At 62.3% G+C, this 13,484-nt stretch carries 17 protein-coding genes, 1 tRNA gene and 1 pseudogene; 5 read left to right on the top strand and 14 right to left on the bottom strand.

Translation table 11 applies throughout. From position 1 onward, the window contains the following. Positions 1 to 42: 42 nt before the first annotated feature. Positions 43 to 402 carry a DUF2200 domain-containing protein gene (locus WDU96_RS06525; RefSeq protein ID WP_337337700.1) on the bottom strand — a complete coding sequence of 120 codons (360 nt, stop codon included), beginning with the start codon at positions 400 to 402 and terminating at the stop codon, positions 43 to 45. A gap of 101 nt (positions 403 to 503) precedes the next feature. Between WDU96_RS06525 and WDU96_RS06520 the strand changes: the two genes are divergently transcribed. Next, positions 504 to 896, top strand: coding sequence for an HsmA family protein (locus WDU96_RS06520; RefSeq protein WP_337337699.1), 393 nt, complete (start codon positions 504 to 506; stop codon positions 894 to 896). Positions 897 to 958: 62 nt separating this feature from the next. On the opposite strand, the gene WDU96_RS06515 is transcribed toward WDU96_RS06520, so the two are convergent. From WDU96_RS06515 to WDU96_RS13620, 10 genes and pseudogenes are all read right to left on the bottom strand, one after another. Beyond that, positions 959 to 1,591: a pyridoxamine 5'-phosphate oxidase family protein gene (locus WDU96_RS06515; RefSeq protein ID WP_337337698.1), complete on the bottom strand. Its 633-nt coding sequence runs from the start codon at positions 1,589 to 1,591 to the stop codon at positions 959 to 961. An 86-nt stretch (positions 1,592 to 1,677) separates the two neighbouring features. After that, a complete protein-coding gene (locus WDU96_RS06510; protein ID WP_337337697.1) occupies positions 1,678 to 2,118 on the bottom strand; it encodes a pyridoxamine 5'-phosphate oxidase family protein in 441 nt (146 codons plus the stop codon). Positions 2,119 to 2,232: 114 nt separating this feature from the next. Then, positions 2,233 to 2,877 (bottom strand): response regulator transcription factor, encoded by a 645-nt coding sequence (locus WDU96_RS06505; protein WP_337337696.1) that lies wholly within the window; start codon positions 2,875 to 2,877, stop codon positions 2,233 to 2,235. Beyond that, positions 2,874 to 4,535: a GAF domain-containing sensor histidine kinase gene (locus tag WDU96_RS06500; RefSeq protein WP_337337695.1), complete on the bottom strand. Its 1,662-nt coding sequence runs from the start codon at positions 4,533 to 4,535 to the stop codon at positions 2,874 to 2,876. The genes WDU96_RS06505 and WDU96_RS06500 overlap by 4 nt, the downstream gene beginning before the upstream one ends. 58 nt (positions 4,536 to 4,593) lie before the next feature. Further along, a complete protein-coding gene (locus WDU96_RS06495) occupies positions 4,594 to 5,400 on the bottom strand; it encodes a universal stress protein (RefSeq protein WP_337337694.1) in 807 nt (268 codons plus the stop codon). 121 nt (positions 5,401 to 5,521) lie between these two features. Continuing rightward, positions 5,522 to 7,243, bottom strand: a complete 1,722-nt coding sequence (locus WDU96_RS06490) for an AMP-binding protein (protein WP_337337693.1) — start codon at positions 7,241 to 7,243, stop codon at positions 5,522 to 5,524. Positions 7,244 to 7,318: 75 nt separating this feature from the next. Further along, positions 7,319 to 7,750, bottom strand: a complete 432-nt coding sequence (locus tag WDU96_RS06485) for a hypothetical protein (RefSeq protein WP_337338444.1) — start codon at positions 7,748 to 7,750, stop codon at positions 7,319 to 7,321. Then, a pseudogene (locus WDU96_RS06480) lies at positions 7,713 to 7,865 on the bottom strand (MBL fold metallo-hydrolase); the annotation flags it as partial. The pseudogene WDU96_RS06480 and the gene WDU96_RS06485, both read right to left, overlap by 38 nt. Positions 7,866 to 8,040: 175 nt before the next feature. Beyond that, on the bottom strand, positions 8,041 to 8,430 hold the full coding sequence (trxA, locus tag WDU96_RS06475; RefSeq protein ID WP_337337692.1) for a thioredoxin: 390 nt from the start codon (positions 8,428 to 8,430) through the stop codon (positions 8,041 to 8,043). 22 nt (positions 8,431 to 8,452) lie between these two features. Next, entirely contained in the window at positions 8,453 to 8,638 is a 186-nt protein-coding gene (locus tag WDU96_RS13620) for a hypothetical protein (protein WP_337337691.1), read from the bottom strand. A 155-nt stretch (positions 8,639 to 8,793) separates the two neighbouring features. On the opposite strand from WDU96_RS13620, the gene WDU96_RS06465 reads away from it, so the two are divergent. Next, complete coding sequence (locus WDU96_RS06465; RefSeq protein ID WP_337337690.1) at positions 8,794 to 9,369, top strand: DUF4395 domain-containing protein; 576 nt, start codon at positions 8,794 to 8,796, stop codon at positions 9,367 to 9,369. A gap of 15 nt (positions 9,370 to 9,384) precedes the next feature. On the opposite strand, the gene WDU96_RS06460 is transcribed toward WDU96_RS06465, so the two are convergent. Further along, positions 9,385 to 10,293, bottom strand: coding sequence for a helix-turn-helix transcriptional regulator (locus WDU96_RS06460; protein WP_337337689.1), 909 nt, complete (start codon positions 10,291 to 10,293; stop codon positions 9,385 to 9,387). 227 nt (positions 10,294 to 10,520) lie between these two features. On the opposite strand from WDU96_RS06460, the gene WDU96_RS06455 reads away from it, so the two are divergent. Further along, positions 10,521 to 11,162, top strand: a complete 642-nt coding sequence (locus WDU96_RS06455) for a hypothetical protein (RefSeq protein WP_337337688.1) — start codon at positions 10,521 to 10,523, stop codon at positions 11,160 to 11,162. 58 nt (positions 11,163 to 11,220) lie between these two features. On the opposite strand, the gene WDU96_RS06450 is transcribed toward WDU96_RS06455, so the two are convergent. After that, positions 11,221 to 11,294 (bottom strand) — tRNA-Pro (locus WDU96_RS06450). Between the two features lie 142 nt (positions 11,295 to 11,436). Between WDU96_RS06450 and WDU96_RS06445 the strand changes: the two genes are divergently transcribed. Further along, positions 11,437 to 12,159 carry a lysoplasmalogenase family protein gene (locus WDU96_RS06445; RefSeq protein WP_337337687.1) on the top strand — a complete coding sequence of 241 codons (723 nt, stop codon included), beginning with the start codon at positions 11,437 to 11,439 and terminating at the stop codon, positions 12,157 to 12,159. A 12-nt stretch (positions 12,160 to 12,171) separates the two neighbouring features. After that, positions 12,172 to 12,561, top strand: a complete 390-nt coding sequence (locus WDU96_RS06440) for an RNA-binding S4 domain-containing protein (RefSeq protein WP_337337686.1) — start codon at positions 12,172 to 12,174, stop codon at positions 12,559 to 12,561. Here WDU96_RS06440 and WDU96_RS06435 read toward each other — a convergent pair. Further along, on the bottom strand, positions 12,558 to 13,463 hold the full coding sequence (locus WDU96_RS06435; protein WP_337337685.1) for an NUDIX hydrolase: 906 nt from the start codon (positions 13,461 to 13,463) through the stop codon (positions 12,558 to 12,560). The genes WDU96_RS06440 and WDU96_RS06435 overlap by 4 nt on opposite strands. Positions 13,464 to 13,484: the final 21 nt, after the last annotated feature.

Here is a 13,484-nt window from a genome sequence, read left to right as displayed (position 1 = left end):
TTGGCAGGTGACGCGGGGCGTGCATGCCCTATAGCGAACCCGTCAGGCCGCAGGCGTTCGAAGGATCGAGGTCATCTTCTTACCACGTGCAACCTCGTCGACGAGCTTGTCCATGTAGCGAATCTTCTGCATCAGCGGGTCTTCGATGTCTTCGACACGGTAGCCGCAGATCACACCCGTGATGAGCGACGCGTCGGGATTGAAAGCGGGCGTCTCGGCGAAGAACGTCTCGAGGTCGACCTCATCTGCGACGGCCTTGGCGAGACTCTCGTCATCGTGACCGGTCAGCCACTCGATAACCGTATCGACATCTGCTTTGGACTTGCCCTTGCGTTCGACCTTCTGCACATAGAGCACGTAAATGCTTGCGAAAGTCATTCGAAGAATGCGATTGCTTGGCATGACTGACTCCTGTTGACGCGCGAACTGACCGCCTTCACGATATCGCGAGGCTCGCACTATGCCCCCACCGATAGGCTCGCAGCAGTCCAGAAAGGTTCCCTATGCTGCCTGCCGCCATCGTCACCATCACGCTCGCACTCGTTTTCTACACCATCGGGGTGTGGGCTGAGCGCATCCAGAAGGTGCTGAAGTGGTGGCACGTCGCGTTCTTCGCGCTCGGCCTCGCTGCCGATACCACGGGCACGCTCATGATGAGCAGCATCGCGAACGAACGCCGCGCAGCGGGCGTCGAGGCAAGCGTTCTGGACACCGTGATGGCGTGGAGCGGGCTGATCGCTATTGCTCTGATGGCGTTCCACCTGGTGTGGGCAGTCATCGTCTTGCTACGCGGTCGCGACAACGAGATTCACACGTTCCACCGGTTCAGCGTTGTGGTGTGGGTGATCTGGCTTATCCCCTACGTTGCGGGCGCGGCGGGCGCAATGATCGGCTGAGATGCCGATGGCGCTTGCCCTTTCGCCACGCTAGGCAGGACGTATCACTCGAGCGAGACGTGTCACTCGAGCGGGGCGTAGTGCGGGATTGGCGATGGCTTCTCGTCGTGCAGACGAGCTTCCTCGTCTTCCCCCGCTCCGGTGGCCTCGCGTTCCACTTCTCCGGCGGCCGTGGGCCCACGCTTGCGAAAGCGACGACCTGAAATAGAGTCTGGCTTCAGGCGCAGAAAGTTGTGCTTGGCGGTCGGGCTCCACGAGAAGAGCTCCAGCGCACCAGACGCTTCGATCAGCTCGTCAGCATCCATGCGCACAATGTCTCCGCGGATGACGACACTCCAGTGTCGCCACACGTCCGATCCATCTACCTCGAACGCCACCGCAGGCTTCGAGTGCAGCGCCTGCAGTTTTCCGCCGGGAGCAGTGCGGATGACAACGCTGCCGTCGTAGACCAAAAAGTTCATCGGAAACACGTCGGGGCGCCCGTCAGCGGCGACGATCGCCAGCCTGCCAAGACCGACCGATTCCAACAGCCGCCAGCATTCATCAACGGGAATCTCTTGGACACCGAGGCTTGCGGCAGTGGGTTCGTGGTGCGGCTCAATGAGATAGGGGTTGGGTGCATCAGTGCGTGGTTGGACTTCCGACGCAGACGACTGTTGTGCACCGTCGCCTTGAGCGGGTGTGGAACTGGTCATGATGTGCGGCTCCTTTCCTCGAACGTGGCTGCTGTGGGTCGTGGTGTTGCTGGTCTTTCTTCTCGATGGGACGATAGGTTGCCGACTTAGTCGTCTATGACTTCGTATCTATCTGGTTCAGGAGCGCGCACGAAGCGACGACCGCTCAGCGACGTGGGTGTGATTCGCACCCACCGATACTTGAGCGTGGGAATCCACGGTTTCAGTTCGAGTGCGTCGGCTTCATCCACCTCGTCTTGAGCCTCGACACGTTCCGCCTCGCCCTTGACTACAACGCTCGCCGCGACGCCGTCGTCGAACTCATCGACTTCGAAAGCGACGCGCGGATTCACCGTCAGCTCGAACAGCTTCGTCCCCGGGGCCGTGCGAAACAGAAGCGAGCCTTCGTGCACGACGAAGTTCACCGGAAAGATGTCGATCTCGCCGTGAACGGCGAGCGCAAGACGGCCCAGCTGCGCGCGACCGAGCAATTCCCAGCAGGTTGCGGCGCTGAGCTTTTCGACAACATTCTCGATCGCGGAGTCCACGGCGTCTCCCTTCGACTGCGTACTGCGTACTGCGTACTGCGTACGGTCCTATCCCCTACTCAACTCCTCGATGGCGCCAGAGTAAAGGGTCAAAGGTCCTGCGGGGTGCGAGCATCAATCCGACTGATGTTTGCGCTCCGCGCCATATACCGCCGCTTGCGTGCGCCGCTCCATGCCGAGCTTTGCGAGCAGAGCGCTGACGTAGTTCTTGACCGTCTTCTCGGCAAGGCCCAACCGTGCGCCGATCTCTCGGTTGGTGAGCCCTTCAGCGATCAGCGAAAGCACCTGGCTCTCCCGAAGTGACAGGGCTGGAGCGCTGTTCTCATCGCGGCGTTCGCGGTCAGAGTGCAGCGTGCGGGCCGCACGCATCATGACCTCGGATGCCTGGATCGTGCCTCCGGCAGCGGCGCGGCGAATCGCCTCGACGAGCATGCCGCTGCGAATGTCTTTCAACACATATCCGCTCGCACCGGCAAGCACGGCAGAGCGCAATGCCTCGTCGTCGTCGTACGCGGTGAGGATCAAGCATGCAACCGTGGGATGTGCCGAGCGAATCTCTCGGCACAGATCCACCCCGTTCCCGTCAGGAAGCCGCACATCGAGCACCGCCACATCGGGCGAGCACGCGTCGACTCTGCGAAGCGCCTCCGCGACTGTACCCGCCTCGCCCACCACTTCGAGGTCAGGCTGAGTGTCGACGAGCTGTGCGATACCGCGCCGCACGATCTCATGGTCATCGACGAGAAACACGCGGATCATGATTCGTGGCTCCGGTCGTCCATAGGCACCTTCCAGCGCACGTGGGTGCCACCGTCGGGCTCACTGACAATCTCGCACTGTCCGCCGCGCAGCAACGCCCGGTCCGCGATATTCGCGAGCCCACTGCGAGCCTCACCTTCGGGGATGCCTCTCCCGTTGTCTTGCACTCCGAGCTCGATCCAGCCGTCGACGAGAGCGACGCGTACCGAAACTGCCGTTGCGTGTGCGTGCTTGCCAACGTTCGTGAGCAACTCACGAAGCACTGCAACGGCATCATCGGCGAGCGCCGACGACGTCAGGCTGTCTACCGGTCCGGCAAACGACAGGTGAGGTGGCGTCGTCCACGTGCCCGTCACACCCGAAACGACATCGAGTAGGCGATCGCGCAACTGCTTGGCACCCTTTCGGTCGCCACTGCTCAGCGCGAAGATGATGGTGCGAATGTCTTTGATGGTCGCATCGAGCACGTCAATCTGCGTTTCGATGGCATCGGATGCTGACGCATCCACACTCGCTGAAACCGCCTGCAGCGACAGACCAGCACCGAACAGCCGCTGTACGACATGGTCATGCAGATCGCGGGCGATGCGGGCGCGGTCGCGGTTGGTCGCGGTGCGGCTGCGCTCCTCTCGCGCGCGCACCACCTCGAGCGCGATGCTCGCTTGCGCGGCGAAGGTGAAAGCCATCTCGAGGTCGGCCGCGGTGAAGCCGGGCCCTCCAGATGTGCGAGACACGACGAGAGCACCCAGCGGCTCATCACCTACGAACAATGGGATAGCAACAGAGGGCCCCAGGCTCGGCTGCCACTCGAACATCTCGCCGCCACGTTGCGCGTCGGTGCTCACGGCACGACGAGTATTCAGCGCATGAGCGGTCAACGTTCCTTCGGCGGGATACACCCGACCGCGCAATGCGTCGGCGTTGAGGCCGTGTACCGCCGACAGCTCGAGATCGTCGTCGCCGTGAGGAGTAGCAACCGCCACAAGGTCGGCTTCGATTGCTGCAGCCACTCGATCGGCGATGACGTCCAACACGTTCTCGCCGCTGACGTCGAGCATGGCGGTGACCACGTCAGCAATAGCCGCCTGCCAGGCCTCGCGAGTGCGCGCTGCATCGTAGAGGCGAGCGTTCTCGATTGCGATGCCGGCGGTAGCAGCGAGGGCAACGATCAGTTCTTGGTCGTCTGCGCTGAACGGGCCGTTCTTTCCGTCGGTGAGATACAGATTGCCGTAGACCTGATCACCTACTCTCACTGGCACACCGAGGAAGGACTCCATCTGAGGGTGATGGTCGGGCACGCCAGCCGAGCGCGGGTCCGATGACAGATGCTCTAAGCGGATCGGCTCGCCGGCGGTAATCACAGCGCCAAGCACCCCCTTGCCCGTGGGCAGGTGACCCAGCTGCGCAACCACGTGTTCGTTCATGCCGACATGGATGAAACGCTCAAGGGCTCCGTCCGAACCGATCACGCCGAGCGCGCCGTACCTCGCGTCAACCAGCCTCATCCCCGCCTCGACGATGCGCCGCAACACGACATCAAGGTCGAGCCGTTCGACTACGGAAGTGCTCGCTCGCAGTAGGTCATGCATGCGGCGGCGGTGCTGCTCGGGCTCAGCCTCGCGCGGCGTCGGCAGGGGCGTATCGCCGCTCTCGAACATTCCGCGTCTCCCGTCGGACGAGTGTTGTCACGCCATGCCAACTTCGGGTTGCTCTTCGCTACGAAGGAACTACGCAAACCGGAATGCGTGACCCCATCAGCGTATCTTGGGCGACCGATCCCAACAGCGCACCCTCAAGCAAGCTGCGGCGATGAGTGCCGATCACCATCAGCGAGCATCGCCTGGCCTCGCTGAGCAGCGCGCTGCTGGGTGCTCCTTGCACGAGGGCTCCCTCGACATTCAGTTCTGGATGCTGCGCTCGCACCTCGCTGCGAAGGTCATCGAGGATGCGGCGATGAACGGCCTTCTGCTCCAGCGGCGATGCCAGGTAGGCGAATGCCCCATCCGTCGTTGGCGACGGCATCTGCCAGGCGTGCAGAAGCAACAGCCGCAGGCCGAGCCGTTCAGCCTCAGCCGCGGCGAATCGCACGGCGCTTGCTGAAGAATCATCGTCATCGATTCCCACCAGCACCGGGCCGGCAGAATCTGACCAGTCTTCAGGCACCACCACAACCGGGCCCTGCGACCTCGAAGCCAGACGCAGTGGCGGCCAGCCAGCAAGGGCTGCCCGTACTGGACGTTGGCGGTGAGCACCGATTACGAGAAGGGTGGCGCCCGCTGCAGCAGCCAATAGCGCTTGCGGCATCTTGCCAATCACACGCGACGCGACGATCTCGGCTGATGGTGCGATCACGTGCGCCTGCTGCACGCCTCCGGCGCCAACATCGAGCAGTGGATCATCGTCGGCGACGCCAACCGTGACGATTCTCAGCTGTGCGACATGTTTCGCTACGCGGTGCGCCGCCCATTCGAGGGCGTTCACGCTGGGCGCAGTGCCATCGAATCCAACCACCACGGTGTCCACGAACGACTCCCCTCATTGGCGCTAGCGACGGCGTTACCGCTAGTACCGACGCTAGAGAAGCCAGAGGCGATGCCACAGGGCCCAAGGTCCCGTGGCACAAGCCCGGCGGCGCCAAGAATGATCAGTCGCGGTAGTCGCGCTCGAAGTGCTGATCGGCAGTGTCGCCGCCTTGGGCAACACGCTGCGCCTCCCAGTCACGCAACTCCACGCGCCGGATCTTGCCCGAAATGGTCTTGGGCAAGTCTTCAGTGAACTCGAGAATGCGCACGCGCTGCCAGGCGGATAGGCGCTCGCGGCAGTGAGCGAAAATGCTCCGTGCCGCCGCCTCATGGTCGCGGCCAGCGTCGGTGACTCGCACGTAAGCTTTCGGCACGGCGAGACGAAGCTCGTCGGGGCTCGGCACAACCGCCGCTTCGACGACGAGCGGGTGTTCCATGAGCACCGACTCAACTTCGAACGGCGAGATCTTGTAGTCAGAGGCCTTGAAAACATCGTCGGCTCGACCCACATAGGTGAGATAGCCATCAGCATCCCGAGAAGCGATGTCGCCGGTGTGGTACAGGCCTTCGCGGCAAGCCTCGGCGGTGCGCGCAAGGTCGTTGTGGTACCCGTCCATAAGACCCAGGGTGTGCACGGAAAGATCGAGGCAGATCTCGCCCTCGTCGTCGCGCACCTCGCCAGTGACCGGATCAGCGAGCACGATCGGATAGCCGGGCATCGGCTTGCCCATCGACCCGTCTTTAATGGGCTGGCCTGGTGCATTTCCGATCGCACACGTCATCTCGGTTTGCCCGTAGCCGTCACGGATGCTGGCACCCCACGCCGCCCGAACACGACTGATTACTTCAGGGTTGAGCGGTTCACCCGCCCCCACCAACTCCCTAGGCGGAGTGCTCAGCAGGCTGAGGTCGGCTTGGATCAGCATTCGCCAGACGGTCGGGGGTGCACAGAAAGTCGTCACCTCGTGTGTTTGCATCACGTGCATCAGCTGAGCTGCGTCAAAGCGCTCGTAGGTGAAGATAAACACGGTGGCTTGGGCAAGAAAAGGCGCATAGAAGTTGCTCCATGCGTGCTTGCCCCAGCCAGGCGATGAGATGTTCAGGTGGATGTCGCCCGGTCTGACGCCGAGCCACCACATAGTGGACAGATGTCCCACGGGATAGGACACATGGGTGTGGCGCACGAGCTTGGGCTGCGAGGTGGTTCCTGACGTGAAATACAGCAGCGCGGCATCTCCAGCGGGTGTGGGCCCATCCGGCGTGAATGTGGGCTGAGCGTCGTAGGAGTCGACCCAGGCGTTCCATCCTTCGGGAGCGCTGTGTCCCGTTCCCACGCGAATGACCTGCGCGTCAATCGCTTCGGCAATGGGTGCGAGCTTCGACTCGGTAACGATGGCACGAATGGCGCCGTGCTCGACACGGTACTCAAGGTCTGTGGCCGATAGCAGCGTCGAGGTGGGAACCGCGACGGCGCCGATCTTTGTGATGGCGAGCATCACCTCCCATAGTTCGATGGTGTTGCCGAGCATCACGATCACGTGGTCGCCGCGGCGCACGCCTATCTCGGTCAGCCAGTTAGCCACCTGATCGCTGCGAGAAGAAAGGTCGGCATATGACCACGATCGTGTGCTCAAATCGGCCGATACCAGCGTGACCGCCGCACGATCAGGGTGCTCGCCAGCGACGACATCAAACCACTCAAGTGCGAAGTTGAACTCCGTCAACTGGGGCCAGCGGAAGCCTGAAACCGCCGTGTCGTAGTCATGCGAGCTCGCGAACAGCGCCTCGCGCTGCTCAAGTATCGCCGTTGTCGCTGCTGTTGCCTGACGGGGCACGAATGTCATCTAGTTCTCCCTAAGCCACGTAACAGCATCGCATGACGTCACGCTGGGGGGCAGGCGTGAACACGCGAAGTCGTTTCAGCTGTCGGTTTCGACTTCGCTCGCTTCTTGGTCGGTGGATGCTGATGTTCTCTTGAGCAGCATCCTGATAGCGACAACACCCACCACCACCAGCGCCGTAGCTGCTACCACGAGGGAGTCAGGAACCGCGCTTGTGGCGGTCATCACCCAGCTCTCCAGCCGCACCTGATCGGGTGCGCCCAGTGCCGAGCCCAGTGACGCGGTGCCATTGGTTGCGATCAACAGCACACCGACAGCCACCATCAGAGCACCGCTGACGACGCCCGTCCAGGTGTTGCGCCACCGGCCAATTCGGACTTCTCGGGGGCGAATGAAGTTGCGCACGAACGGCAATCGGCTCCACACCAACGCGAGAACGAACAGCGGCAACACCATTCCTGCGGCGAATACAAGAAGCGATTCGCATGCCGTTCTTTGCAGCCAGCTCAAGGTAGACGTCGAGATCGCGACGCGGATCGACGACGATTGCCTCTCCCCTCACCTGGCATCCGATGAAATAGCTCGCCTGAGCGAGGTCTTCGTCATAAATGCGTTCGAGCAGCATGATTACCTTCCGGGTACTTTGCGATTTCGGCTTGGGATGTTTACGAGCAGGTGCAGCGCTCAGACTGCGGCACGCCCTGCAGCGCTTCTTCGATGTGCTGGCCGCATCCGGCCCAGGTTTGCTTTCCGCATTGGTTGCAGGTGACTCGTGCGCACATGTGATGCTCCTTGGGGGTTTAGACGGTGGCTGATGAATCGGGCGATTGAGAGGTGCGCTCAGCGATCTGCTTGCGCACGTCATCCATATCGAGCGCGCGTGCGCCGTCAATGAGCTGATCAAGCTGTGCGGGACCGAGCGCACCCGGCTGCGAGAACAACAGGACGCCCTCCCGGAAGACCATCAGCGTCGGAATGGACGAGATGCGAAACTCTGAAGCGAGTTGCGTCTCAGCTTCGGTATCGACCTTGCCGAAAACGAGATCCGGGTTTTGCTCTGAGGCTCGTTCGTAGACGGGAGCGAACGAGCGACACGGTCCGCACCATGCGGCCCAGAAGTCGATGAACACGATGTCATCGCTCTTCACTACCTCATCGAACGAATGTTGGGTGAGATTCGTGGTTGCCATCAGATCGTTCCTTTCGATGCCCTTAGCGGCCGAACATTCGCGCGAAGAACCCGCCGCGCTCAGCTTTCGCCGCCTCGATCTCTGCCGGTGTGTGCTTTCCGTTGCACCACTGCGATGCCGGCACGCTCGACTTGACCGAAGAAATGTGCTGACCGCAGCCAGCCCAAGTGGTTTTGCCGCAGGTTTGGCATTTGACAGCTCGGCACATGGGATTCCTTTACATGTTTGGGGCGATACCCCTAGGGGTATCTGTTCGGGCATCCCCCACTATACCCCTAGGGGTATCGAATTTGTCAACGCCAACTCGCCCTCCGCCGATATTGCCCGCTCGCCCAATAATACTCCCTAGGGTATTGTCAGACCGTGGACACGTCAGCAGAACGAAGCGAGCGACCCGTCATCGGCCAATGGGTCGACGGCCTCGACATGCCAGTGATCAACGAGCGCGCGGTACGCGCATCAGCAGGAATCCTCTTTCTGCTGGGCTTCTCGGCGTGGATGTGGGCTGTTGCCACCGGCGAGTTGCAACCCATGCGTACGTTCGGCATCTTTTTCGCCGTCGAGATGATGGTGCGGTTGTTCATCGGAACAGCGTTCACTCCCACACTCGTGCTCGGCGCCTTGATCACGCGGCCGCAGCGGCCGGAGTGGGTTGAAGCCAATTCCAAGGTGCTGGCCTGGAGCTTGGGGCTCGGCATGTCGCTCGCGGGTTGCCTGAGCCTCGGGTGGCTCGGAATGCCAGCAATCATCGCTCAGGTGATCTGCGGCATGTGTTTGTTGCTTATCTACCTCGAGGCGGCGTTCGGCATCTGCCTCGGCTGCGTCGTCTCCCAGCGCTTTGCTCGCCGCAAGCCCGAACTGTGCCCCGGCGACACTTGCAGCTACACACCTCCAGCGCGCGGCGAGCAGCACTCAGTGCTTTCGGACCCTCGCGAGTAGTCGCAAGGCCGGTCTTCAGCCGCCCCCGGGTGAAGGGGGCGAACCCGACGCGGTGAGCTCGTGCAGCCGAAGAACTGCGGCTGCACGGCTGGTGACCTGAAGCGTGCGAAAAATGCCTTCGAGATGCTTTTTTACGGTCGACGCTGACATACCCAGTTCGTGGGCAATTTCGTTGTTCGACCCTCCCGTGCGTGCGAGGGCAATCACAACCTCCGCTTGGCGACGAGTCAGGCCTGCTTCCATAAGTGTGACGCTGTCAGTGTCGCCATCTTGCTGCCTGCGCAGAAGCAGCACTGTCGGACCAAGTCGTACCGGATGCACGATGCACTGCCAGCGCTGTGTGCCAATAGCCAGCTCGTGGCGAGACTCTTCGCCGGACGCCAGATCCGATTCGCCGATGATCGAAGCGAGGCTTTCAGGCACTCGAATTCCGACCGTCAGCACGCCTGAAGACGACGCTTCGACGATGCCGTCTGAGCGCACCGAGGCTACGGCCCACGCATGCCGGTCCATCTCGGCGTCCACGAGGCGGGCACGTTCACCGTCGAGCGCGAGCCGGTGGTGCATGGCGAGATGGCCACTCATGGCGTTCATGACGGCGACGTCACGATCACTGAACTCCCCCAATCTCGCACTGCGATTGAGCGCATACGCGACGACCACATCCGGCGGCGAGGGAAGCTCGACCACCAGCTGAAAGCGCACGTCGAATGGAGCGTAGAAATACCGGAATAGGTCAGTGTCTGTGAAGCTCTCGCCACCCTCGACGTCGCAGAGTCGGATCGCTCCAAGCCCCGGCGTGGATTGAGCGGCCTTGTTGAGTGGATGCTGATGAAAGTACTCGTCGTACTGAGGCTTGAGGCGCACCGCGATCGCGACCTCGCTCTCCGGTGCCATCTCGTACCGAAAGTCACGTGTCGCCATCACCATGTCGTTGAAGGAAGCGCTGTCGCAGTCAATCAACTCGCGTAGAGCCTCGAGAACCTCCGCGAACTCTAGAGGTGGGTGTTGCGTGAGCCTCCCTGCGACGCGCAGAACCGCTTGCGCATCGGAATCGCTCAGGCCCATGCTGTGACACATTACCCGCGCGTGTACGCCGAAAGGCGTATTGCCGAAGCGCTCACCCCGTAGGCAACCTTGAACGTATGACCATGCCGCATCCGTCCTTCGTCTTTGTTTCCCCTGCCTGGGCTCGCACAGCCGGGGTCGCGGTTGTTGCTCTCGCGCTGAGCGCGACGCTCGCGGCGTGCTCGACGACTGCTGACGACGACACCGTCGGCTCTGACACGGCAACCTCGGTCGCAGACGACACCACGACGGATGACTCCACGTCATCAGAAGAGAGCGCTGCTGACGAAGACGAAGAAGCGGCGGCCGCGGCTGGCAGTTACACCTCTGACGACGTCGGAAACGCCACTCTCTACATCGGCGGTGTCGAGTTTCCGGACTTCACCGGCGACTGCGAAATCAGTCGAGGTCACGGTACCGAAGACGTGGGCGACCTCAACGACGGCGACATCGTCGCGATCATCGCCGTAGACAACACCGCGGCGCACGAAGACACATCGATGAACTACATCGCGCTCAATGAAGAGAGCTTTAGATTCCGCGACCTTGTGGGTGCGGCCGGCGTGGGAAACACCGCAGAGGGCGAGATCACCACGATGACAGAACAGGGTCCGCGAAGCGCGGACGGCAGTCGCGACATCGTCGAGGTGCGCTTTGCGGGAACCTTTGAAGACGGCACGGCAATCGACGCAGACATCGTCTGCGAACTGCAGAACACCTTCTAGCCCCGCACCGCGCGCATTGAAAAAGGGCCAGCCTTTCGGCTGACCCTTTTTCATTACGTCGGGATGACAGGATTTGAACCTGCGACCCCTTGACCCCCAGTCAAGTGCGCTACCAAGCTGCGCCACATCCCGTTACCCAGACTCGCATCCGGACAACTCCACTATCCTACCCGCTCGAATTGATGCTCGCGAACCGTTCCACGATATGTCCGCGTCGTCAGCGTACGATGGGGCGGCATCCTCACGACGAGGAACAACATCACGAAGGAGTGCTGTGTCTGCAACTCAGCCCGACGTCTCCGCCAGCGCGACGCTTCCTGCCCGCTGGTGGTGGGGGTTCGTGCCGTTCGCGCTCATCTCACTCGTACATATCGTCGCGCTGACCCTGAACGCAGACGAGATCGCCGCCCCGACCAAGCTTGCGCTTATGCCTGCCCTCATCATCGCGGTGCTGTGGGGCGGGCGCGGATCGACCTGGGGCATGTCTTACACGCTGCTCTTCGCCGCTCTGGCCTTGTCTTGGCTGGGCGACGGTGCTGGCTTCTTCTTTCCTGATGCACCCACCCTGCCACTCATGCTGCTTTTCTTCGGCCTGGCGCACCTCTGCTATATCTGGCTTTTCGCGAAGCGGCTTGCGGTGCGCCGATTTCCGCGATGGTCGGCGATCTACCTGCTCTGGTGGATCGTCACGCTCGCGATACTCTCGCCCGTGCTGCTCGCGCAACCTGGCGGCGGTGCATGGATCGCGGCGCTGGGAGCCTATGGCGTCGTGCTCGGCGCAACAGCCGCGACCGCGTCTCGCTGCAATCCAGTCATCGCGACAGGTGCGGCCTTCTTTCTGACCTCTGACACCGTTCTCGCTTTTCTTCTCTTCGCACCCGACGCCATGCCCGCCTGGAGCGACCCCCTCGTGATGCTCACCTACTGCACAGGCCAAGGTCTCATCGCCGCGGGCGTCATCATCGCTGACCGTGCGCTCACCCCACGCTCGCTATGACAGGCTGAATGCATGTCAGATGCCACCGCGCGCGTCGACGCCTGGCTTTGGGCCGTGCGCATTTATAAGACCCGCTCGCTCGCTACCGCAGCGTGCCGCGCGGGGCATGTGCGCGTCGGTGGCGAGAAAGCGAAGGCAGCCCAGCCGGTGAGGCCGGGCGATGAGGTGCGCGTGCGCATCAATGGATTCGACAAGATTCTGGTAGTGCGCCAGACAATTTCGAAGCGGGTCGGCGCGGCGCTAGTGGCAGCATCCGTCGACGATCAGACTCCCCCACCGCCGCCTCGGGAGCTCACCGCGTTCGTTCCCACCCGCGACAGAGGCGCTGGCCGACCTACCAAGCGCGACCGCCGAAACATCGAGAAGCTTCGCGGCCGGTACGACGACTACGAGGGTGTCTAGCCAATCTCAAGCTGGTCTAGCAGCCAACGTGCGCCATGAACGGAGGCGCCCAAGGCGATCACTCGTGTGGCAAGCTCACGGTCGCTTGTAACCACGGTGATAACCTCACCCATCCCGACCCTGCGCGCCACCTCGGCAACAATCTGATCGTCGCCAGAGGCTGCCGCGGCAACCACCGCCACCTCATCGTTGCCAGCTGTGCCGCGCGCTTGCCCCTCAACGACGGCCACCCACGACGGAAACCACTTGCGTTCAGGCAATCCGAGAGATTCGCCAGGTACACCACCACGGGTACGCGTGCCGATACGCCCAACCAGCCGTTGAGCGGCACCCGCGCGGTCGCGCCACCAGCCATCGGGCACCGCACCCATCACGTTGGCTACGTCGACCACAACGGTCGGCCGCAGCGCCAACAAGGGGCGAAGCCTTGCCCAAGACAGTTCGAATCCGGGATGCAGCGGGTATGAAGCAACGTCGTCGATCGCAACCCACGACAGCTCGTAGCTTTCAGGATCGCTGATGACCGGCTCGAACGGAACAACGACATCGGCCACAACAGTCGCGTACGACCAATATTCGAGATCGAACACACTCACAAAACGCGGTCGCACCGCGACAGCCGGAACGCCAGCCTCTTCTTCAGACTCGCGCAGAGCACCGAGGATCGCTGATTCGCCCTGATGACGCGCTCCGCCTGGCAGCGCCCAGGTTCCGCCAAAGTGACTCCACGACACCCGGTGTTGCAGAAGCACACCGCGGTCCCCGTCAAGGGCAAGCAACCCTGCCGCGCCGAAACGGCCCCAGTAGCGCTCGCCCGTGGGGGCCACCACCCAGGCGTCACCAGGATCGCGGGGCCCATGCGGGCGACGCGGCTCCCCCGGTACAAGCGGTTCGATCCTCACCCGTCCAGCTTTCCACACGAA

This window comes from Microbacterium marmarense, from assembly GCF_037204165.1.
In the GTDB taxonomy this organism is placed as follows: domain Bacteria; phylum Actinomycetota; class Actinomycetes; order Actinomycetales; family Microbacteriaceae; genus Microbacterium; species Microbacterium marmarense.
The sequence above is the reverse complement of the archived record's forward strand: the minus strand, read 5'-3'. Positions and strand labels throughout refer to the sequence as shown.

What these genes read in the sequence shown, in the direction of transcription:
- WDU96_RS06525 (WP_337337700.1), bottom strand. Translation starts at nt 402, where the DNA reads ATGCCAAGCAATCGCATTCTTCGAATGACTTTCGCAAGCATTTACGTG.
- WDU96_RS06520 (WP_337337699.1), top strand. Translation starts at nt 504, where the DNA reads ATGCTGCCTGCCGCCATCGTCACCATCACGCTCGCACTCGTTTTCTAC.
- WDU96_RS06515 (WP_337337698.1), bottom strand. Translation starts at nt 1,591, where the DNA reads ATGACCAGTTCCACACCCGCTCAAGGCGACGGTGCACAACAGTCGTCT.
- WDU96_RS06505 (WP_337337696.1), bottom strand. Translation starts at nt 2,877, where the DNA reads ATGATCCGCGTGTTTCTCGTCGATGACCATGAGATCGTGCGGCGCGGT.
- WDU96_RS06500 (WP_337337695.1), bottom strand. Translation starts at nt 4,535, where the DNA reads ATGTTCGAGAGCGGCGATACGCCCCTGCCGACGCCGCGCGAGGCTGAG.
- WDU96_RS06490 (WP_337337693.1), bottom strand. Translation starts at nt 7,243, where the DNA reads ATGACATTCGTGCCCCGTCAGGCAACAGCAGCGACAACGGCGATACTT.
- trxA (WP_337337692.1), bottom strand. Translation starts at nt 8,430, where the DNA reads ATGGCAACCACGAATCTCACCCAACATTCGTTCGATGAGGTAGTGAAG.
- WDU96_RS13620 (WP_337337691.1), bottom strand. Translation starts at nt 8,638, where the DNA reads ATGTGCCGAGCTGTCAAATGCCAAACCTGCGGCAAAACCACTTGGGCT.
- WDU96_RS06460 (WP_337337689.1), bottom strand. Translation starts at nt 10,293, where the DNA reads ATGGCGACACGTGACTTTCGGTACGAGATGGCACCGGAGAGCGAGGTC.
- WDU96_RS06455 (WP_337337688.1), top strand. Translation starts at nt 10,521, where the DNA reads ATGCCGCATCCGTCCTTCGTCTTTGTTTCCCCTGCCTGGGCTCGCACA.
- WDU96_RS06440 (WP_337337686.1), top strand. Translation starts at nt 12,172, where the DNA reads ATGTCAGATGCCACCGCGCGCGTCGACGCCTGGCTTTGGGCCGTGCGC.